Source organism: Streptomyces sp. NPDC087844 (assembly GCF_044742785.1).
GTDB lineage: Bacteria > Actinomycetota > Actinomycetes > Streptomycetales > Streptomycetaceae > Streptomyces.
In genome coordinates, this window is record NZ_JBIUVD010000004.1 from 269471 (window position 1) to 289353 (window position 19883).

Annotated in this window: 17 protein-coding genes; 13 read left to right on the forward strand and 4 right to left on the reverse strand. The window is 72.1% G+C overall.

Annotation, left to right across the window (positions count from 1 at the left end; translation table 11 throughout):
* Positions 1-44: 44 nt before the first annotated feature.
* Entirely contained in the window at positions 45-1799 is a 1755-nt protein-coding gene (locus tag ACIOKD_RS11050) for a sugar ABC transporter ATP-binding protein (protein WP_402081235.1), read from the reverse strand.
* Entirely contained in the window at positions 1786-2919 is a 1134-nt protein-coding gene (locus ACIOKD_RS11055) for a substrate-binding domain-containing protein (RefSeq protein WP_402081238.1), read from the reverse strand. Before ACIOKD_RS11055 ends, ACIOKD_RS11050 begins: the two co-directional genes overlap by 14 nt.
* A 601-nt stretch (positions 2920-3520) precedes the next feature.
* Here ACIOKD_RS11055 and ACIOKD_RS11060 point away from each other — a divergent pair.
* From ACIOKD_RS11060 to mtnB, 3 genes are read left to right on the forward strand one after another with little or no spacing between them, the layout of a single operon-like run.
* Complete coding sequence (locus ACIOKD_RS11060) at positions 3521-4120, forward strand: 1,2-dihydroxy-3-keto-5-methylthiopentene dioxygenase (RefSeq protein ID WP_402081240.1); 600 nt, start codon at positions 3521-3523, stop codon at positions 4118-4120.
* A gap of 2 nt (positions 4121-4122) precedes the next feature.
* Entirely contained in the window at positions 4123-4905 is a 783-nt protein-coding gene (mtnC, locus tag ACIOKD_RS11065) for an acireductone synthase (RefSeq protein WP_402081726.1), read from the forward strand.
* A complete protein-coding gene (gene mtnB, locus ACIOKD_RS11070; RefSeq protein WP_402081243.1) occupies positions 4902-5510 on the forward strand; it encodes a methylthioribulose 1-phosphate dehydratase in 609 nt (202 codons plus the stop codon). Before mtnC ends, mtnB begins: the two co-directional genes overlap by 4 nt.
* A 674-nt stretch (positions 5511-6184) precedes the next feature.
* Here the strand turns inward: mtnB and mtnA are convergent.
* A complete protein-coding gene (mtnA, locus tag ACIOKD_RS11075; protein ID WP_402081245.1) occupies positions 6185-7216 on the reverse strand; it encodes an S-methyl-5-thioribose-1-phosphate isomerase in 1032 nt (343 codons plus the stop codon).
* Between the two features lie 357 nt (positions 7217-7573).
* Here mtnA and ACIOKD_RS11080 point away from each other — a divergent pair, with 357 nt between their 5' ends.
* The 8 genes from ACIOKD_RS11080 (at position 7574) to ACIOKD_RS11115 (ending at position 16406) form a co-directional block, all read left to right on the forward strand.
* Positions 7574-8644: a BMP family ABC transporter substrate-binding protein gene (locus tag ACIOKD_RS11080; RefSeq protein ID WP_402081248.1), complete on the forward strand. Its 1071-nt coding sequence runs from the start codon at positions 7574-7576 to the stop codon at positions 8642-8644.
* Positions 8625-10238: an ABC transporter ATP-binding protein gene (locus tag ACIOKD_RS11085; protein WP_402081250.1), complete on the forward strand. Its 1614-nt coding sequence runs from the start codon at positions 8625-8627 to the stop codon at positions 10236-10238. The genes ACIOKD_RS11080 and ACIOKD_RS11085 overlap by 20 nt, the downstream gene beginning before the upstream one ends.
* Before the next feature lies 1 nt (position 10239).
* Entirely contained in the window at positions 10240-11385 is a 1146-nt protein-coding gene (locus tag ACIOKD_RS11090) for an ABC transporter permease (RefSeq protein WP_402081252.1), read from the forward strand.
* Complete coding sequence (locus ACIOKD_RS11095) at positions 11385-12272, forward strand: ABC transporter permease (protein ID WP_402081254.1); 888 nt, start codon at positions 11385-11387, stop codon at positions 12270-12272. The genes ACIOKD_RS11090 and ACIOKD_RS11095 overlap by 1 nt, the downstream gene beginning before the upstream one ends.
* Positions 12269-13042, forward strand: coding sequence for a nucleoside phosphorylase (locus ACIOKD_RS11100; RefSeq protein ID WP_402081256.1), 774 nt, complete (start codon positions 12269-12271; stop codon positions 13040-13042). Before ACIOKD_RS11095 ends, ACIOKD_RS11100 begins: the two co-directional genes overlap by 4 nt.
* Positions 13039-14394, forward strand: a complete 1356-nt coding sequence (locus tag ACIOKD_RS11105; RefSeq protein WP_402081258.1) for an amidohydrolase — start codon at positions 13039-13041, stop codon at positions 14392-14394. The genes ACIOKD_RS11100 and ACIOKD_RS11105 overlap by 4 nt, the downstream gene beginning before the upstream one ends.
* A 105-nt stretch (positions 14395-14499) precedes the next feature.
* A complete protein-coding gene (locus tag ACIOKD_RS11110) occupies positions 14500-15171 on the forward strand; it encodes a FadR/GntR family transcriptional regulator (RefSeq protein WP_402081259.1) in 672 nt (223 codons plus the stop codon).
* A gap of 152 nt (positions 15172-15323) precedes the next feature.
* Entirely contained in the window at positions 15324-16406 is a 1083-nt protein-coding gene (locus tag ACIOKD_RS11115) for a PAC2 family protein (protein ID WP_402081260.1), read from the forward strand.
* A gap of 101 nt (positions 16407-16507) precedes the next feature.
* On the opposite strand, the gene ACIOKD_RS11120 is transcribed toward ACIOKD_RS11115, so the two are convergent.
* Positions 16508-17053 carry a hypothetical protein gene (locus ACIOKD_RS11120; protein ID WP_402081262.1) on the reverse strand — a complete coding sequence of 182 codons (546 nt, stop codon included), beginning with the start codon at positions 17051-17053 and terminating at the stop codon, positions 16508-16510.
* 393 nt (positions 17054-17446) lie between these two features.
* Between ACIOKD_RS11120 and ACIOKD_RS11125 the strand changes: the two genes are divergently transcribed.
* A complete protein-coding gene (locus tag ACIOKD_RS11125) occupies positions 17447-19195 on the forward strand; it encodes a S8 family peptidase (protein ID WP_402081265.1) in 1749 nt (582 codons plus the stop codon).
* A gap of 62 nt (positions 19196-19257) precedes the next feature.
* A complete protein-coding gene (locus tag ACIOKD_RS11130) occupies positions 19258-19857 on the forward strand; it encodes a hypothetical protein (RefSeq protein WP_402081266.1) in 600 nt (199 codons plus the stop codon).
* Positions 19858-19883 lie beyond the last annotated feature (26 nt).

A 19883-nucleotide genomic window follows, 5' to 3' on the forward strand; every position in this document is an offset into this window, starting at 1 on the left:
CGTACTTCCCCGTACTTTCCGCTGTGGCTTCGTGATGACCGGCATCAGACGGACGCCGAGATGGTCCGGATGACGCGGTCGCGTTCCGCGTCCTCGCCGTACGCGTCGAGGTGGATCTCCCCCGCGGCGAGGACGACGACCCGGTCGGCGACCTCCAGGACCTCGTCGACGTCGGCGGACAGGACGAGGACGACGGCTCCTTCGGCGGCCAGGGCGCGGGCGCGGCGGCCGATGTCGCGGCGGGCGCCGATGTCCACGCCTCGGAACGGCTCGTCCAGGATGAGGACACGGGGTTTCTCGGCGAGCCAGCGGCCGACGACGATCTTCTGCTGGTTGCCGCCGGACAACTCCTCCACCGTGCTGTGCTCGTCGCGGGCGACGACGCCGAGCTGTTCGATGGTGTCGCGGCCGAGGGCGTTCTCCCTGCGCCGGTTCACGAGCCCGGCCGTGGAGAGGGACCTGAGGAACGGCAGCGAGACGTTCTGGGCCAGCGACCAGCCGGGGACCAGAGCGTCGGCGTGCCGGTCCTCCGGGACGAGATGCACACCCCGGCGGATCGCGTCGGCGGGGCGGCGGGGTGCGTAGGGCCTCCCGTCCAGTTCGACGGTTCCGGTCGGGAACGGCTCGGCGCCGAAGAGACCGCGGGCCAGTTCGGTCTTGCCCGCGCCCAGCAGCCCGACCACTCCGGTGACCTCACCCGCCCGAAGGTCGAGGTCCTGGGGGGTGCGGCCGGGGAGCAGCGGTACGCCCTTGATCGAGACGGCGATCTCACCGGAACCGGGACCTGAATCGGAATTGGGCCCGGAATTGGGCCCGGAGCCGGTATCAGACCCGGTGCCGGAGCCGGAGCCGGAATCAGACCCGGAGCCGGAGCCGGAATCAGACCCGGTGCCGGAGCCGGAGCCGGAGCCGGAGCCGGAATCGGAATCGGAGCCGGAGCCGGGGGCCTGCTTGGCGTCCGTGGGGCGGGCCGTCCGCGCGCCCTGGGCCTGCGCGAGCATGGCGCGCAGCGCGCGGTCCCAGTCGAAGGGCTTGACCTGGTCCTCGGTGAGACGGCCGTCCCGCAGGACGACCAGCCGGTCGGCGAGCGCGTCGATCTCACCGAGTCGGTGGGAGACGTACAGGACGGCGATGCCGTCGTCCCGCATCCGCTCGACGAGCGCGAACAGGCGCTCGGCCTCGGCGGCGGAGAGCGCGGAGGTCGGCTCGTCGAGGACGAGGAGCCGGGGGCTGGTCGCGAGGGCGCGGGCAAGGATGAGCAGCTGCCGGTCGGAGATGCCGAGTTCGGTGACGTCCCGCTTGAGGACCTGGTCGCTCCAGCCGAGATCGAGCGCCGACTGGATCTCCCGGGCGCGGGCCAGCAGCCGGCGTCCGTCGAGGAACGGGTTGCCGCGCCGCTGGGCCAGTTCCTCGAAGACCAAATTCTCGGCGACCGTGAGGCCGGGGACGATCCCCTCGCCGATGCGCTGGTGCACGGTCTGGATGCCCAACTGGCGGGCGGCGAGCGGAGACTGGAGGGCGGCGGGCTTGCCGTTCACCTCGACCTGCCCGCTGTGGTCGGTGTGCACCCCGGAGAGGATCTTGATCAGGGTGGACTTGCCCGCGCCGTTGGCGCCAAGGAGCGCGACGACGCTGCCGGGCTCGATGTCCAGCGAGACGGACTCCAGGACCGTCTTCCCGGCGAAGGCCATGCCGACGGCGCGCAGTCTCACCGCGGCGGAAGCGGCACCCGGTGGGCCGACGGGCCGGTCGCCGGGCCGGTCAGTGGGCCGGTCAGTGGGCCGGTCAGTGGGCGACATTGGGGATCCAGTCGGCCGTACTGACCTTGGCGAGGTTCAGCGCGGGCAGCGCCTCGCGCAGCTGGTCCATGTTCTCGATGCCCTTGCTCTTCAGGAAGTCCTGGGTGATCGCGACGGCCGGGAACTCGACCGAGGTCTTGTTCAGCTGCCCGGCCAGAGCCAGCGCCGCGGTACGGACGACGGCGGCGCCGACCGCCGAGGGGTCCGTGCCCGCGGTGGCCACCCAGGGGCTGTCCTTCGCGGTCATGTTCTGGATGTCGGCGTTGGAGACGTCCGCGCCGAAGACCTTCACCTTGTCCTGGAGCTTCTTGTTCTGGACGGCGAGGACGGTGCCCTTGGCGAGTTCGTCGTAGGGGGCGAAGACGCCCGCCACGTCCGGGTGCTGGGTGAGCGCCGCGCTGACCAGGGGCACGTTGTCGGTGGCCGTGGAGTCGGTGACCTTGCCGACCTTGAACGCCTGCTTCCAGCCGTTGGCGTCGGCCGTCTTCTTCCAGACGCTGTCGCGCTTGTCCAGGGCCGCGTACCCGGCGACGTTGACGTAGCCGACCTTCGCGTCCTTGCCGAGTTCGTCGGCCATCACGTCGAGGACGGCCTGGGCCATGCTGGCGTCGTCCTGCTTGGTGCTGACGACCGACTTGTTCGTGGTCTCCACGTCGTAGACGACGACCTTGATGCCCTTCTTCACCGCCTTGTCGATCTCCGGCTGGATCGTGGCCGGGAACCCGTGGTCGACGATGATCGTCTTCGCCCCGGAGTTGATGGCCGAGGAGAGGTCCGTCGCCTGCTTGGCGTTGTCCGCCTGGGCGTCGTACACCGTCAGGTCGATGCCGAGGGCCTTGGCCTGCGCCTTGGCCCCGTTTCCCCACTGCTCGAAGTAGTCGCCGGCGCCGCTCTGCCGGACCAGCGCGACCTTGACCTTGCCCCCGCTGAAGGGCGCGGGCTTCTTTCCGGTGGCGGTGGCGGCGGGCGCGGCGCTGTCGCCGGCCTTCTCCGAGGCGTCCGACGACTGCGAGCACCCCGCGAGGAGGAGGGCGGAGGCGGACGCCAGCGAGAGCGCGGCGAACGGCAGACGGGTGCGGGGCATACGGGCACGGGGCAGACGCGTACGGGTACGGGGCATGACGGCTCCAGGGGCGGTGCGCGGAGGGGAAGAAGAGGGCGTGCGGAGTGCGGGGGTGCCGGTCCGGAACGCCGGGCGGGGGCCGATTCAGGCCATGGCCGCGGGCGGGTCAGCGACAGCGGGCTGTGGTCGACCGGAGCAAGTCCACGTACAGCCGCCGCACGAGCAGCAGCGTCTTCATACGCAGATCATGAGAATGTTTCCAGCCAGTCGTCAAAGTGTTGGGACCGCATTCTCAGTGGTTGAGACAACAACTTCGTCACACTCGGCCGACCGCCGGTCGGGAGTTACGATCTCAAGACCGGCACCCGACCCGGGACAGTGAGGTCTCCGATGGCGACACCAGGCGCGACAGCGACACACCGCTGTACCGGCGCGGTGTGTCGCGGCTGATCACGGGTCCGGATCCCGACGTCGAGATCCCTGCTTCCGACCGCTGTCCGCCGCGCGGACCCCGGCCATCTGCTTCGCGACGGGGCCGGCCGACCGCCGGTCCAGTATGCGGACGGGTGTCCACCGTTCCGGGCGGTCCGCCGTCCCTGTCCTTCGTCCCTGTCCTTCGTCTCTGCCCTTCGTCCCTCCCCACTCCTGGAGTGCTCTCATGACCTTGCTGACCACGTGGCCCGAGTCCGGACCCGAGACGACGGTGCGCCGCACCTCCGAGCCCGCCGAGATCGCCGCCGCGCTCGCTCCGCTCGGGGTGCGCTACGAGCAGTGGCCGGTCCGCGAGGACGTCCCCGCGGACGCCGACACCGAGACCGTCTTCGCCGCGTACGGCCGGGAGATCGACAAGCTGAACGCCGAGGAGGGCTTCACCAAGGTCGACGTCCTCGGACTTCACCCGAGCGACGACCCGCAGTTCCCGGCGAAGGCGAAGGCCGCGCGGGAGAAGTTCCTCCAGGAGCACACCCACGACGACGATGACGAGGTCCGGTTCTTCGTCGCGGGCTCCGGGATCTTCTATCTGCACGTCGAGGGCGAGGTGCACGCCGTGTTCTGCGAGAAGGGCGACCTGCTGGGTGTGCCGCGCGGCACGACGCACTGGTTCGACATGGGGACCTCGCCGGCGTTCACCGCGATCCGGTTCTTCCACGAGGAGGACGGCTGGATCGGCAGCTTCACCGGTTCCACCATCGCCGGCCGCTTCCCCGACTACGACACCATCGCGGCGGGGTACGAGCAGGACCGGGCCGCGGCGTGAGCCTGCGATCGACGTTCGACGTGGACGTCGTGGTGCTCGACATCGAGGGCACCACGAGCGCCACGGGCTTCGTCGTCGACGTGCTCTACCCGTACTCGCGCTCCCGTTTCGGGGCGCTGCTGGCGGAGCGGGGCGACGATCCGCAGGTACGGCGGGCGGTCGCCCAGGTACGTGAACTGCTGGGCGAGCCGGACGCCGGCACCGTACGGATCGAGGAGGCGCTGAACGAGTGGCTCGACGGGGATGTGAAGGCCACCCCGCTGAAGACCCTTCAGGGCGTCATCTGGGCGGAGGGGTTCGCCCGGGGCGACCTGGTCTCCCACTTCTATGACGACGTGGTGCCGGTGCTGCGCCGGTGGCACGGCGACGGCATACGGCTGCACGTGTACTCGTCCGGGTCCGTGGCCGCGCAGCGCGCGTGGTTCGCGAGCAGCCCCGACGGTGATCTGCTGCCGCTCGTCGACGGGCTGTACGACACGGAGAACGCGGGGCCGAAGCAGGAGCCGGAGTCGTACCGGTGTATCGCCGCAGCGACCGGTACGCAGGCCGGGCGCCTCCTCTTCCTCTCCGACCGGCCGGGCGAGCTGGACGCGGCCCGTGCCGCGGGTTGGCACGCCGTCGGAATCAGGCGGCCCGGGGAGCCGTACTACGAGCAGGGCGTCGGTGACCACGCGCAGGCGGGTTCGTTCGACGAGATCGACATCATCCGCAGCGGCAGCGGCAGCGACACCAGTGCCCGTACCAGTAGCGGTACCGGCACCAGTACTTCAGGGAGCACCACGTGACCATCGACGTCAGCACGCTCGATCTGGAGGAGGCCGGGGCCGTCCTCGCCGCCGAGTCCGCCCGCTTCGCCTCCTTCGGCTGGATGCGCGGCACCTCCGGGAACCTTTCCGTTGTGCTCTCCCGCGATCCGCTGCGGCTCGCGGTCACCGCGAGCGGTCACGACAAGGGTGAACTGACGCCCGCGGACGTCGTGCTGGTCGACGGGCGGGGTGGCGCGGTGAGCGGCGGCAAGCCATCCGCCGAGGCCGAGCTGCACGCGCGCGTGGCGGCGCTGACCGGTGCGGGTGCCGTGGTGCACGTGCACACGGTGGCGTCCGTCGCGCTGGGGCGGCGGTCGCCGGGCGGGATCGTGTTCAAGGACCTGGAGATGCTGAAGGGGGTCGGAGTGCCGGCCCATGACGTGGAGGTCACCCTTCCCGTCATCGCCAACAGCCAGGACATGACGGTGCTCGGCGACCGGCTGGAGGCGGCGCGGGATCCGCGTATGCCGGCGGTTGTCGTGGCGGGCCACGGCCTGTACGTCTGGGGCGACACGCCTCGCCGGGCGCGCCACCACACGGAGGTCGTGGAGTGGCTCCTGGAACTGGAACTCACGGGCCGCTGAGCGTCGTCGCCCGCCGGCTGCGGGCCGGTGGGGGCTGGTCGCGCAGTTCCCTACGCCCCTTCGGGGCCCTGGCCTGCGCGTCAGGCTGCGCCGCTGGGGGGACGTCGGTGTGCGTCGGGGGTGTGCGGTCGGTCGCGCCGTTCCCCGCGCCCCTTCGAGGCGCTGACGGGGCGCCGGTTGCTCCTCCGCCGCGGGGGCGCGAGGGCGCGGGGGCCGGGCACGCCGTTCCGCACGCCCCCTTGAGATGCTTACGGGGCGCCGGATGCTCCTCCGCCACGGGGCCGCGAGGGCGCGGGGGCCGGGCACGCGGGCGCCGGCCACGCCGTCCCCCCTGCCCCCTTGAGGCGCTTACAAGGCGCCCGTTGCTCCTCCGCCGCAGGGCCGCGAGGGCGCGGGGCCGGGCACGCCGTTCCCCGCGCCCCTTTGAGGCGCTGGCGGGGCGCCGGTTGTGCGTCGGGTGCGGGGGCACGCGAGGGCATGGGGCCGGGCGCGCCGTCCCGCACGCCCCCTTGTGGCGCTTGCAGGGCGCCGGTTGTTCCTTCGCCGGGGGCGAAAGTTGGGGCGCAGCCCCGTTTTCAGGGGCGCGGGGAACTGCGCGGGCAGCCCCTACCGGCCCAGCCCGGCCCGCAGCCAAGAGTGAATCCGAGTCGACGTCCCGCCAGGTGCGGACGCGGCTACCGCAGCCGGTCCCCCGGCAGCTCCCCCGCGGAGACCTCCAGCACACCCCGCTCGGTGACCAGCCCCGTCACCAACCGTCCCGGCGTGACGTCGAACGCGGGGTTGTGCCCGCGGGACCCGGCCGGCGCGGTCCGGACGCCCGCCCACTCCAGCACCTCACCCTCGTCCCGCAGTTCGATGTGGATCTCGGCCCCCGTGGCCGTCGCCACATCGACCGTCGTCGTGGGCGCGGCCACCAGGAACGGCACACCCGCGTCGGCGCACGCCAGCGCGACCCCGACGGTGCCCACCTTGTTCGCCGTGTCCCCGTTGGCCGCGATCCGGTCGGCCCCGACGATCGCCGCGTCCACCTCGCCCCGAAGGATCGTCCCGGCCGCCGCCCCGTCCGCCTGGACGAAGTGCGGGATGCCCTCCTGCACCAGCTCCCAGGCGGTGAGGCGCGAGCCCTGCAGCAACGGGCGCGTCTCATCGGCGTACACGAGCTCAAGGCGTCCCCTGGCGTGCAGTTCGCGGATGACGCCGAGCGCCGTGCCCCACCCGGCCGTGGCGAGCGCCCCGGTGTTGCAGTGGGTCAGCACCCGCAGCGGCCGGTCCACGCCGACGCGCTTCAGCAGCCAGTCCGCGCCGAACGCGCCCATCGCCCGGTTCGCCGCCACGTCCTCGCGCTGTACCGCGGCCGCCTCCGCGAGCACCGCGTCCAGTCCGTCGTCGAAGCGGGTCAGTACCCGGTCGACGCACACCATCAGGTTCACCGCGGTGGGCCGTGCCTGACGGATGCGCGCGACGGCCGCGAGGACCTGACCGCGCGACCATTCCTCGCGCTCCCCCTGGAGCATCGCGAGCGCCACCCCGTACGCCCCGGCCGCTCCGATCGCGGGCGCCCCGCGGACGACGAGCCGCCTGATCGCGTCCACCAGGTCGTCCACATCACGGATGTGGCGGGTCTCGGTGTGCTGCGGGAGGACGGTCTGGTCGATGAGCGCGAGGCTGTTTCCGGTCCAGTCGACAGCGCGCAGTTCCTGGGGCATAGCGGGGCACTCCTGAAGTTCCGAAGATGCGCGACACCGTACATGACCTCGGGGAACCCCGAGAGAAGCGCCGAGAACCACAGTTCGAGACGGGCGCGCGGATGTCCGGAAACCGGTGTTACAGTCCAGCACCCGCGACCCTGTGGGCCGATGTGTTGGAGGACGTGTGCTGCTGACGACGCGCCGCTTCCCCGACCACGGCCGCTGTGCAAGCGACGGCTGTCGACGCTGACCGCCGAGGCACCGGCTCCCGTTCCGGTGTCCACCGTGCCACCCCTCGCTCCGCCCCCGCTCCACCTCTCAGCGTTTCCGCTTGAGCGCGCACCGCCGCACGCACCTTCACGGAAGGCCGGTCCCATGCCTCGTACCCGTACCCGTAGTCCCCGCTCGCTGCGCCTCGCCGCCGTAGCCTCCGGCACCGTGCTGCTGGCCGTCGCCGCCACCGGCTGCAACGCCGCCGCGAAGGACGACGGTTCCTCGGCCGGCGCCAAGGGCGGCGGCACGTCCTTCACGCTGGTGACGCCGGACTCGGTCGGCCAGAACCAGTTCCTGAAGCTGGCGGTCGACGGGGTGAAGGCGGCGGCCGAGGCGCACGACGGGACGCAGAAGGTCTACCAGTCCTCCGACAGCGCCTCGCAGCAGCAGAACGTGCAGGCCGCGGTCGACGCCGCGCCCGACGTCGTCGTGCTGGTCGGCTTCGAGTTCGCCGACGTGGTCGCGCAGCAGGCCGAGGCGCACCCGAAGCAGCAGTTCCTGATGGTCGACGCCTGCACCGAGAAGACGTTCGCGAACGTGAGCTGTGCCGTCTTCCGCGAGCACGAGGGCGTCTACCTGGCGGGCGCGGAGGCCGGGCTGCTCAGCGGGAGCGGCAAGGTCGGCGCGGTCGTCGTGCTCGACACCGGGCAGTTCCGGCGCTACAGCGACCCGTTCGCGGCCGGTGCGAAGAAGGTCGCCCCGAAGGCGTCCGCGAGCACCCGCTTCGTCGGCGGGCAGTCGCCGTTCGACGACTCGGCGCGCGCCAAGGAGCAGGCGAACTCGCTGCTCGCCAAGGGCACCGACCAGATCATGGCGGCGGCCGCGGCCGGCAACTACGGCGTCTTCGAGGCGGCCAAGGCGAAGAAGGCGTACGCGTACGGCGTGGACGTCAACCAGTGCACGGCCGCTCCCGGCACCGTCGTCGACAACGTGATCAAGAAGACCGATGTCGCCGTCCAGGAGGGCATCGAGCAGGTTCTGGCCGGCAAGGCGGGCAAGACCGTCTCGTACGGCCTCAAGGAGGGCGGCATCAGCCTGACCGGCCTTGAGGACGGTGTGGACGCGTCGAAGTGCGTGATCGCCGACCACAAGGACGTACTGAAGAAGGTCGAGGCGCTGCGCGACCAGATCGTGTCCGGAGAGCTGACGGTCGATGACCCGGCCGCCAAGTGACATACCGGCGGCGGGCGTCGGCGCTCCCGCGCTGCCTCCCGCCGTCGAGCTGCGCGGCATCACCAAGCGCTTCCCCGGCACCCTCGCCAACGACGCGGTCGATCTGACGGTCCGGCGCGGCGAGATCCACGCGCTGATGGGCGAGAACGGCGCGGGCAAGTCGACGCTGATGTCCGTCCTGTACGGGATGGAACGGCCTGACGCGGGTTCGATACGCGTCGACGGCGTCGAGGTGGCCTTCGGGAGTCCGGCCGCCGCGATGGCCGCCGGGCTCGGCATGGTCCACCAGAGTTTCAAGCTGTTCGACTCGCTGACGGTCGCCGAGAACGTCGTCTACCGGGCCGAACCGCGCCGCTTCGGCCTGGTCGACCGGGCCGCGGCACGGCGCCGGGTACGTGAACTGTGCGCCGAGCACGGCCTCGTCGTCGATCCGGACACCCGGGTGGGCGACCTGCCGGTGGGGCTGCGCCAGCGCGTGGAGATCCTGAAGCTGCTGCACCGCGGCGCCCGTACGCTCATCCTCGACGAGCCGACGGCGGTGCTGACGCCCGCCGAGGCCGACGCGCTGTTCGCGGTACTCAGGTCGCTGACGGCACGCGGTCGGACGGTGATCCTTGTCACCCACAAGCTGCGTGAGGTGCTGGAGGGCAGCGACAACGTCACGGTGCTGCGGGACGGGCGGGTCGTCGCCCGGCTGCGTACGGCCGACACGAGCGGCGCCGGGATCGCGGCGGCGATGACCGGCCGCGCTGTCGAGCTGGACCGCGTCCACCCGCCGGGCACGCCCGGTGACGTGGTGCTGGACGTCGAGGGGCTGCGCACGGCGGGCGTGCACGACGTCGGGCTGTCGGTGCGGGCCGGGGAGATCGTCGGTGTCGCGGGGGTCGCGGGCAACGGCCAGAGCGAGCTGGTCGAGGCGCTGGCCGGGCTGCGGCCGACCGTCGCCGGGCGGGTCGGGCTGCGGGGCGAGGACATCACGCACGCCTCGGCCACCGAGCGACGCGCGAAGGGCCTCGCCTACGTGCCGGAGGACCGGCACGCGGTCGGCACCGCGCCCGCGGCCTCCGTCGCGGACAACCTCGCCATGGGACACCACCGCACCTCGCTGTCCTCGCGGCACGGCCTGCTGCCGCCCTCGGCCGTACGGTCCCACGCGCGCGATCTCGTCGAGCGTTTCGGCATCAAGGCGTCCACACCCGACGTGCCGGCCTCGGCCCTGTCCGGCGGCAACCTGCAGAAGCTGCTGATCGGCCGCGAACTGGCGCACGGAGCGCCGCTGCTGCTGGTCGAGCAGCCCACGCGCGGGGTGGACATCGGCGCGATCCAGGCCATCCACGACGAGCTGGTCGCCTACCGTGACACGGGCCACGCCGTCCTCCTCGTCTCCGCCGAACTGAGCGAGATCCGGGGCCTCGCCGACCGGATCCTGGTGATGTACGAGGGCCGGGTGACGGCCTCGTACGACAGGTCGGACGCGGACGAGGCGACGCTGGGCCTGGCCATGGCGGGCGGCAGGTCCGAAACGCCGGCCCCGGCAGCCGCCGCGCCGGACACCTCTGCCGCAACCGACACCCCCGCGCCGGACGGAGACTGACATGGCCTCGGCCCTGGACCTGGCCCGTACCAAGGGGGCGGCCCGTATCAAGGGGGCCCTGCGCTCCCCCGTCACCTTCTCGGTCGTCGCCGGGCTCGTCATCGGCGCCCTGTTCCTGGTCGGCACGGGCGCCGATCCGTTCGCCGCGTACGGGGCGGTCGTCACCGGCTCGCTCGGCGCCGACGGGATCGGGTCGACGCTCACCACCGGTACGAGTGTGCTGGGCATGGCCCTCGCGCTGGCGATCCCGCTGCGCGCCGGGCTCATCAACCTCGGCGGGGACGGGCAGATGGTGCTCGGCGGCATCGCCGCCGCCGTCACCGGCCTGTACTCACCGCTGCCCGCGCCGCTCACCGTCGTCACGGCGCTCCTCGCCGGGGTCCTGGCGGGCGCCGCGTACGCCGCGCTGGCCGCGCTGTGCGAGAACCGGTTCGGGGTGCCGCTGCTGGTCAGCAGCCTGCTGCTCAGTTATCCGGCGACCTCGCTCGCCTCCTACCTGGTGCGCTATCCGCTGAAGGAGCCGGGCTCCAGCCTGCCCCAGACGCGGCGCCTCCCGGAGGGCGTGGCCCTGCCCGCCTTCGGCACGTCGACCGTGACGGCCGGACTGCTGCTGGTCGTCCTGGCGGCGGGCGCGTACTGGTTCGCCGACCGGCGCACGGCCGTCGGGTACGAGATCCGGATGACCGGCCTCAACGCGCGCTTCGCCGCGTACGCGGGCGTGCAGCGCAAGGGCCTCACGCTCCGGCTGGTGGCGACCTCCGGCGGGCTGGCCGGGCTGGTCGGCGCGATCGGTGTGCTGAGCTTCCCCTACCGCTTCCTCGACGGATCGCTGACCGCCCCCGGCTACACCTGGACGGGTCTCACCGCGGCACTGCTCGCCGCGGCGGCCCCGCTGGGCACGGTGCTGGCGGCGTTCTTCTTCGCCGTCCTCCAGGTCGGCGGACTGTCCATGGAGCGCACGACCGAGGTGCCGCGCGAGCTGACGCAGGTGCTCCAGGCCATCGTCATCGTGTTCCTCGCGGCGCGGCTGCGCTTCCCGCGGCTGCGCTTCCCGCGACCGCGTGGCCGAAAGCCGCAGCAACCCCAGGAGCCCGCCGACCCGGCGCCCACTGCCCAAGACCCCGCCTCCCAGGGGGAGTTCGCCTGATGTTCTTCGACTCCGATCTCCTCATGTCGGCGCTGCGCGCGCTGACGCCGATCCTGCTGGCGGCGCTCGGCGGCGCCCTGTGCGAGCGGGCGGGCGTCTTCAACATCGGCCTTGAGGGCATGATGCTGATGGGCTGCTTCACGGCCGTCACCACCAGCTGGTTCACCGGCAGCCCCTGGCTCGGTGTCCTGGCCGCCGCGCTGGCCGCCGCCGCGTACTCCCTGATCCTCGCCGTCGGCGCGGTCACCCTGCGCGGTGACGCGGTCGTGCTCGGCATCGCCATGAACCTCCTGGCCGTGGGCCTGACCGGCTTCCTGCTGCGTACGGTCTTCGGCGTGCAGGGCACTTTCGACGACCCGTCACTGGCCGGGCTGCCGCTGGTCGGCGGTTTCTCGCCGCTCGCGTATCTGGCGTGGGCGGCGGTCGGGGTGTCCGCGCTGCTGCTGTCCCGCCATGTGTGGGGGCTGCGGCTGCGCGGGGTCGGCGAGGCACCGGACGCCGCCGCCACGCTCGGCGTGAGCCCGACGCGCTACAAGTACGCGGCCGTGCTGGTGTCCGGTGTGCTGTGCGGACTGGCCGGAGCGCAACTCGCCCTGGGCAACGTCACCTTGTTCTCCGAGAACATGACGGCCGGCCGGGGCTGGATCGCGGTCGTGGCGGTCATGCTCGGACGGGCCCTGCCGCTCGGTGTGCTGCTCGCCGCGCTGCTCTTCGGACTCGCCGAGGCCGCGGGCTTCCGGCTCCAGGGCCTGGGTATGCCGCAGCAGGCGACCGACGCCGCCCCGTACGTCGTCACGCTCGTCGCCCTCTTCCTCAGCACGGCGCAGCGCCGCCGCCGCGCCGCCCGTACCCGCATGACCACGCGTACCACTGGAGTCACCCCATGACGCAGGAACAGGCCCCGCAGGACCTGGCCCCCATCACCCGCATACCCCGCACCGGCCTGCCCGCGCGCGCCGTCGTCGTCGGCGATCCCGCGCGGGCCGCGATCGTCGCCGCGCTGCTCGACGGTACCGAGGAGGTCTCGTACCACCGCGAATACCGTGCTTTCACGGGGACTTGGCAGGGTGTGCCGGTCGTCGTCGCCTCCCACGGGGTGGGCGCGCCGGGTGCGATCCTGCTCTTCCAGGAGCTGGCGGACGCCGGCGTGAGCACTTTCGTGCGGTTCGGTACGGCCGGTGCGATGCGGCCCGGGATCCAGGACGGCGACCTGGTCATCGCGGAGGCGGCGGTACGCGACGACGGGGTGACCCAGCAGTTGCTGCCGCCCGAGTATCCGGCGGTGGCCACCCCGGAGGCGGTGCTCGCGCTCCAGCTGGCGGCACGTGAGCAGGGCGCTCCGCACCACCGGGGTCTCGTGTGGACGCGGGCCGCGTTCCAGCCGGGGCTGCTCCCCCTGTTCTCGTACGACGGGGCGGGGCTCGCGGCCATCGAGATGGAGTTGTCCGCTCTGTATGTGACGGCCTCGTTGCGCGGGCTGACCGCGGGCGGGGTGCTCGTGATCGACGGCGCGAACGCGGACGAGCTGGTCGACGAGGCCGGTACCGGCGGCTACAACCCGCACCGCGAGGTCGTCGCGGTGGGCGTGGAGCGCGGCGCGGTGGTCGCGCTGGAGGCGCTGCGCCTGCTGGCCGAGGCGGAGGAGCGCGCGCTGTGACCGTCCCGAACCCGCGTTCCGCGACCACCGCCACCGCCGACCTGCTGGTGCACGGCGGTGACGTCCTGACCGTCGACGAGGCCGGCACGATCGTGCCCGGCGGAGCCGTGGCCGTCCGCGACGGCGAGATCGTCGAGGTGGGTCCCGCCGAGGAGCTGCGAGGGCGGTTCACGGCCGCCGACACCCTCGACGCGACCGGCTGCCTCGTGCTCCCCGGCCTGGTCAACGCGCACACCCATCTGGCGATGACGCTGCTGCGGGGCCGCGCCGACGACGTGACGCTCCAGGGGTTCCTGGAGCGGGTGATCCGCTGGGAGAGCGAACTGCTGTCGGCGGAGAACGTCGCCACGGCGATCCGGGTCGCGATCGCGGAGAGCGTACGGGCCGGGGTGACCTCTGCGCTCGACATGTACTGGTTCCACGAGGCCGCCGAGCAGGTCGCGCGCGAGGCGGGCTGGCGGTTGCACACGGGCCCGACCTTCATGGACGTACCGGACCCGGCCGACGGCATCGCGTACGAGGACCGGCTGGCGTGGGCCCGCCGCGACCTGGCGGGCCGTGCCGGGGCGGGGGCGCGGCGGCCCGGTACGCGTCCCGTCCTCTTCGCGCACTCCGCCTACACCCTCTCCCCCGGGCAGTTGACCGAGATCGCGGCGCTGGCGCGGGAGTTCGGCGCGCTGCTGCACATCCACGCGGCGGAGAACGCCACCGAGGTCGCCACCGTCGAGGTGCGGTACGGGAAGCGGCCGGTCGAACTGCTCGACTCGCTCGGACTGCTCGGCCCCGATCTGCTGCTGGCGCACACCGTGGACCTCACCGGAGCCGAGATCGCGGCGCTGGCCCGTACCGGCACGTCGGTCGCCCACTGTCCGGTCTCCAACCTCAAGCTGGGCTGCGGCATCGCCCCCGTGCCGCGGCTGCTGAGCGCGGGTGTGACGGTCGGCCTCGGCACGGACGGCGCGGTCAGCTCCAACACGCTGGACGTCCTGCGCGCGCTGGGCCTCGCCGCCCTCGTGCACAAGGCCGACGAGGACCCTACGGCCGTCGGCGCCGAGCAGGCCGTGCGGATGGCCACGATCGAGGGCGCCCGTGCGCTGGGACTGGACGCCGAGTTGGGTTCGCTGGAGGCCGGCAAGCGCGCCGACCTGATCGTCCTGGACCTGGGCGGCCCGCATCTGGCGCCCCGCCACGATCCCTGGTCGGCGCTCGCGTACGCGGCCCGCGCCGAGGACGTACGGGACACGCTCGTCGACGGCCGGTTCCTGATGCGCGGCCGTACGCTCACCACGCTCGACGAGGGCGCGGCGCTTGCGGACCTGGCGGCTCTCGTGTCACGGTCCGACCTTGTGTGAGCCGCATAATGAGACATCGGATGCGAGTCGGATGCGAGACGGACGCACGACAGACGTAAGTCATCGGGTGTCCGCGTGACAGCCTGAGGGACGGGGAGGCCTGCCATGGCAGTCACCGATGAGGCGATCGAGAAGATCAAGGGAATGATCGTCTCCGGCACGCTGCGCCCCGGCGACCGGCTGCCGAAGGAGAGTGAACTCGCCGCCGACCTGGGCCTGTCCCGCAACTCCCTGCGCGAGGCGGTGCGCGCCCTCTCCCTGATCCGCATCCTGGACGTACGGCAGGGCGACGGCACCTACGTCACGAGCCTCGACCCGCAGCTCCTCCTGGAGGCACTGAGCTTCGTCGTGGATTTCCACCGCGACGACACGGTCCTGGAGTTCCTCGCGGTACGCCGCATCCTGGAGCCGGCCGCGACGGCGATGGCGGCGCGGCGGATCAGCGAACAGCAACTGGACGCGCTGACCGCACAGCTGGACGCCCTGGGCGCCGGACCCTCGGTGGAGGAACTGGTCGCCTGCGACCTGGAGTTCCACCGGGGCATCGTGCGGAGCTCGGGCAACTCCGTGCTCTGCTCCCTCCTCGACGGCCTCTCGGGACCCACCACCCGTGCCCGCATCTGGCGGGGCCTGACCCAGGAGGACGCGGTCAGCCGCACCCTGCGCGAACACCGCGCGATCCTCGGCGCCCTGCGCGACCGGGACGCGGAGGCGGCCCGCTCGTGGGCGACCGTGCACATCGCGAGCGTGGAGCAGTGGCTGCGTTCGACGCTGTGAGGATCCCGACAGCTCGGATGACCGCGGGGTGTTCCGAGGCACCGAACGGGGCAGTGATCCGGGCACTCCCCCATGCGAGGGGGCTGCGGACGCCCGGTGCGCAAGCCGTAAGGTTGGGGCGTACGCGAGGGTACGTCGGAAGGAGGCGCTGAGTGATCGAGCTCGACGGGGTTCCCGAGCTGGTCGACCCGGTCATGGTGGCCGCGTTCGAGGGCTGGAACGACGCCGGCGACGCCGCCTCCACCGCGGTCGCGCATCTGGACAGCGAGTGGAAGGGCGAGGTGTTCGCGGCGCTCGACGCCGAGGACTACTACGACTTCCAGGTGAACCGGCCGACGGTGTGGCTGGACGGCGGTGTGCGCAAGATCACGTGGCCGACGACAAGGTTGTCAGTGGTCCGGGTCGGCGGCGACAAACCGCGGGACCTGGTGCTGGTACGGGGCATCGAACCGTCGATGCGCTGGCGCTCCTTCTGCAACGAGCTGCTGGGCTTCGCCCATGAGCTGGGCGTGGAGCTGGTGGTGATCCTCGGCGCGCTGCTCGGCGACACCCCGCACACCCGTCCGGTGCCGGTCAGCGGAGTCACCTCCGACCCGGACCTGGCCCGCACGATGGACCTGGAGGAGACCAAGTACGAGGGCCCCACGGGCATCGTCGGCATTCTCCAGGAGGCGTGCACGCACGCGGGCGTACCGGCGGTGTCGCTGTGGGCGGCCGTGCCGCACTACGTGTCGCAGCCGCCGAACCCGAAGGCGACGCTGGCCCTCCTGAACCGCCTGGAGGACCTCATCGACCTGCGGATCCCGCTGGGCGAGCTGCCCGAGGACGCCAGGGCCTGGCAGGTGGGCGTGGACCAGCTGGCCGCGGAGGACAGCGAGGTCGCGGAGTACGTGCAGACGCTGGAGGAGGCCCGGGACACCGCCGAGCTGCCGGAGGCGTCGGGCGAGGCGATCGCCCGCGAGTTCGAGCGCTATCTGCGCCGGCGGGACGGGAGCGGGCCCGCGGCGGCACCAGGCAGCCATGCCACGGAGAGCGGCGACCCCGCCACGTACCTGCGTGACGGTCCGGGCGGTCGCGCCAGGCCGCTCAGGCCGCAACGGCCGGAGACGACCGACGGCGCCACCGGTGACACGACGGACACGACGGGTGACGCCGAGGGCACCACCGACGGCTCCGCGGAGGAGTCGCCGGGCACCGCGGACTCGAAGGAGCCGCCGGAGTCGTCGGAGGACTGACCGACCGAACCGACCGGCCGAAAGGGCGGTGCGCTGCGGGCGCACCGCCCTTTCGCACGTCACACGTCACCTGTCACCCGTCACCTGTCACCTGTCACCTGTCACACCTGGGGTACGGCTCCGGGCCGCCCGTGCCTGTCGCGCGCCAGCCGGTAGAGCCGGGGCGCGAACGAGTCGGTGAACCAGGCCGCGCGCGGAGTGAGGATCACGTCGTTCACGAACGACCCACCGACGGCGTACGTCCTCTCGGTCTTCCCCGTGCGTATGTCGACGGTACGCAGATCCCCGCCGACTCCGCCGCTGACGAACAGTCGACCGTGGTCGTCGGTCTTCAGGCCCACACACGGGTGTCCGGCGCCGGGTCCCTGGCTGATGACGGAGCCCCGCCCGGTGGCGAGGCTCGCCCGGTAGACGGAGCCGTCGGCCAGCGATCCGAAGTACGCGTACGGGGTCGAGCCGATGGCTATGCCCTCCGGCTGGAAGCCGGCCGGCAGCGGCAATCGATCGGGCCAGGCCTTTACCCGCGTGTCTGCCGTTACTCGCGTGTCGGCCGCGTGCGCCGTGCCGCCCAGGAGTGTCGCGCCCCCGACGGCAGCGGCCGTGGTGAGAACTCTTCGACGTGCGAAGGAACGGTCTGCGAGTGCCACGGTGCGTCCTTCCACCAGAGGGCCGACGCGCTGTCGGCCCTACGGTCAACAGACGCTGCCACCCCATCACATGACACCCGTCTCCGCAGCCTTTGGCCGGATTGTGACGTGACATCGGTTTCCGGACGAATTGCACACGGTACCCAATTCAATTTGTTCCCAAACGCAGTTGGCGAACTCGGGGGTGGACGAGTCGGCCCGGGAGGAGCAGGGTGTGCCCGAAGGACACCACCGAAGAAAACAACCGGAGAGACGACCGGAACGACGACCGGAGGAGACGACCGGAGGAGACGACCGGAGGAATCAGCACCGGAACACTTCGCCGACGCACGGCAACTGGACGGCGACACCGACAACTTGAGTACCCGCACGGACCGAGGGGAGCGGCACGCGATGACCGACCAGGTACAGCCCGAGCGGGGCCCGGGAGCGTCCGGACCGGGACCCGACGGAGCGGGATTCGACTACCGGGGGGCCGAGCAGGAGCTGATCGCCGTCGCTCGGCCCGAGGCCCAACTGCGCGCCGGGGCCCAAGGGGTCCGTTCGGCGGCCGGCGCCGACGTGTCGGCACTCACCATGTTCCTCAGCGACGAACAGCTCGCTCTTGAGCCGCTGTTCGGCAGCGAGGAACGGCTCCGGTCGGCGGCCCAGCCGCCGGCCGTCGGCGCCGAGACACTGCCCGACCTCGGCCTGTTCTACCGGGTACGGGGCGGCGAGGAACGGGCCCAGGAACTGCGTTCACGGATCGCCGCGCTGCCGGAGATCGCCACGGCGTACGTGAAACCGGCCGCCGTACCGGCTTCCGTGGGGTCCGTCGGCCAGAGCGCCGACGAGACCAGGCGCCACAAGGAGGGCGCCCCCGTCACCCCCGACTTCACCAGCCGCCAGGGCTATCTGCGCCCGGCGCCCGAAGGTGTGGACGCGTACTGGGCCTGGCAGCGGCCCGGCGGGTCCGGGCAGGGCGTCACCGTGATCGACGTGGAGGGGGCCTGGCAGCTGGGCCACGAGGACCTGGCCGCGAAGCTCGCCGGTGTTGTCGTCGGCACGCCGATCCAGGACCTGGCCTGGCGCAACCACGGCACCGCCGTGATCGGCGTGATCGGCGGCGACCGCAACGAGTACGGGATCACCGGCATCGCGCCGGACAGCGTGACCGCTGCCGCGTCCTTCCACGGCATCGGCACGGCGGCGGCGATCCAGGCGGCGGCCGACCGGCTCGGCCCCGGCGACATCATCCTGATCGAACTGCACCGCCCGGGACCGCGGTTCGACTACCAGCAGCGCGACGACCAGCGTGGTTACACCCCCATCGAGTGGTGGCCCGACGACTTCGCGGCCATCCGGTACGCGACCGCCCGGGGCATCATCGTGGTGGAGGCCGCAGGCAACGGCGGCGAGTCGCTGGACGACGCCGAGTACGAACGCCGCCCCGACGACTTCCCCGAGTGGTGGCGCAACCCCTTCAACCCGTCCCACCAGTCCTCCGGCGCGATTCTGGTCGGCGCGGGCGCCCCGCCGCCCGGCACCCACGGCCGCGACCACGGCCCGGACCGCTCGCGGCTGGCGTTCTCCAACTACGGGGCACGGGTGGACGCGCAGGGCTGGGGCCGTGAGGTCACCACGACCGGCGGCTTCTGGGACCGGCCCGGCGATCTGCAGGGCGGTGCCGAGGAGATCGCCTGGTTCACCGACACGTTCTCCGGGACGTCCTCCGCCTCCCCGGTGGTGGTCGGCGCCCTGGCCGCGCTGCAGGGCATGCTCAGGGCGGCCGGCCAGGAGCCGATGACCCCGGAGAAGGCGCGCAAGGTACTGCGGGCCACCGGTTCCCCGCAGCAGGACGCGCCGGGCCGGCCCGCGTCGCAGCGGATCGGCAGCAGGCCGGACATCAAGGCGGCGGTGGCCCACCTGCTGCCGGGGGCGGTCGGTTCGGGCCGGGCCGAACGGTACTGGGACGAACTGGTGCCCTATCCGCGTGAGCTCCCGCCCAGGCTCCGGCTCTTCGTGGCCGGTGGCTGGCGGAGCCTGAACAACCCGTCTCCGGAGATCCGCCAGTCGGTGCAGGCCGCTTTCGCCGGTGGCCGGCCCGATGTACGGGTCTGGTTCTCGGACGACGAGATCGTCGGCCTGGTCGTCACGGGCTGACCCTACCGACCGACCATCAACGCTCGACCATCGCCCAACCATTGAGGGAAGGTGGCACCCGCATGAGCACCACCCCGCAGATGAGCCAGCAGGGCCAGCAGGGCCAGCAGGGCCAGCAAGGGTTCGGCCAGCAAGGCCAGCAGCAGGGTCCGAGCACGGCTCCCCCGCAGCAGGGGCAGCAGCAGGGCTTCGGCCAGCAGCAGGGATACGGTCAGCAGCCGTTCGGGCAGCAGCAGGGATACGGTCAGCAGCAACCGTCCGGCCAGCAAGGCATGAGCCAGCAGGGCATGGGCCAGCAGGTTCCCCAGCATCTGCAGCAGCAGCTCCAGCAGCTGGGCCAGCAGCAGCCGTACCAGCAGCTACTCCAACAACTCGGCGGGCAGCAGCAACAGCAGCACGGCCAGCCACTGGTCATGCGCAGCGCCGTCGAGGCCGCCGCGCTGACGAGCGGTGTCGCCGAGCACTTCTGGGACGTCGTCACCCCGCTGCCGGGCCAGCCGTCGATCCTCTACCTGTACATCAACCAGGGCTGGCGTCCGCTGGTCAACCCGAACCAGGTGACGCACGACGAGGTCCAGGAGGCCTTCGCCTTCAACCAGCAGGTCATCGGGATCTACGACTCCTCGACGAACACCATCCAGGCCGTGATCGTGAACAAGTAGGGGCACGACGAACGGACCACCGCACG

Excerpts from the sequence above, each read along its gene's own strand:
- ACIOKD_RS11055 (WP_402081238.1), bottom strand. The coding sequence starts at position 2,919 with ATGCCCCGTACCCGTACGCGTCTGCCCCGTGCCCGTATGCCCCGCACC.
- ACIOKD_RS11090 (WP_402081252.1), top strand. The coding sequence starts at position 10,240 with ATGGCCTCGGCCCTGGACCTGGCCCGTACCAAGGGGGCGGCCCGTATC.
- ACIOKD_RS11100 (WP_402081256.1), top strand. The coding sequence starts at position 12,269 with ATGACGCAGGAACAGGCCCCGCAGGACCTGGCCCCCATCACCCGCATA.
- ACIOKD_RS11085 (WP_402081250.1), top strand. The coding sequence starts at position 8,625 with ATGACCCGGCCGCCAAGTGACATACCGGCGGCGGGCGTCGGCGCTCCC.
- ACIOKD_RS11110 (WP_402081259.1), top strand. The coding sequence starts at position 14,500 with ATGGCAGTCACCGATGAGGCGATCGAGAAGATCAAGGGAATGATCGTC.
- mtnA (WP_402081245.1), bottom strand. The coding sequence starts at position 7,216 with ATGCCCCAGGAACTGCGCGCTGTCGACTGGACCGGAAACAGCCTCGCG.
- ACIOKD_RS11130 (WP_402081266.1), top strand. The coding sequence starts at position 19,258 with ATGAGCACCACCCCGCAGATGAGCCAGCAGGGCCAGCAGGGCCAGCAG.
- ACIOKD_RS11095 (WP_402081254.1), top strand. The coding sequence starts at position 11,385 with ATGTTCTTCGACTCCGATCTCCTCATGTCGGCGCTGCGCGCGCTGACG.
- ACIOKD_RS11050 (WP_402081235.1), bottom strand. The coding sequence starts at position 1,799 with ATGTCGCCCACTGACCGGCCCACTGACCGGCCCACTGACCGGCCCGGC.
- ACIOKD_RS11060 (WP_402081240.1), top strand. The coding sequence starts at position 3,521 with ATGACCTTGCTGACCACGTGGCCCGAGTCCGGACCCGAGACGACGGTG.
- ACIOKD_RS11125 (WP_402081265.1), top strand. The coding sequence starts at position 17,447 with ATGACCGACCAGGTACAGCCCGAGCGGGGCCCGGGAGCGTCCGGACCG.
- ACIOKD_RS11080 (WP_402081248.1), top strand. The coding sequence starts at position 7,574 with ATGCCTCGTACCCGTACCCGTAGTCCCCGCTCGCTGCGCCTCGCCGCC.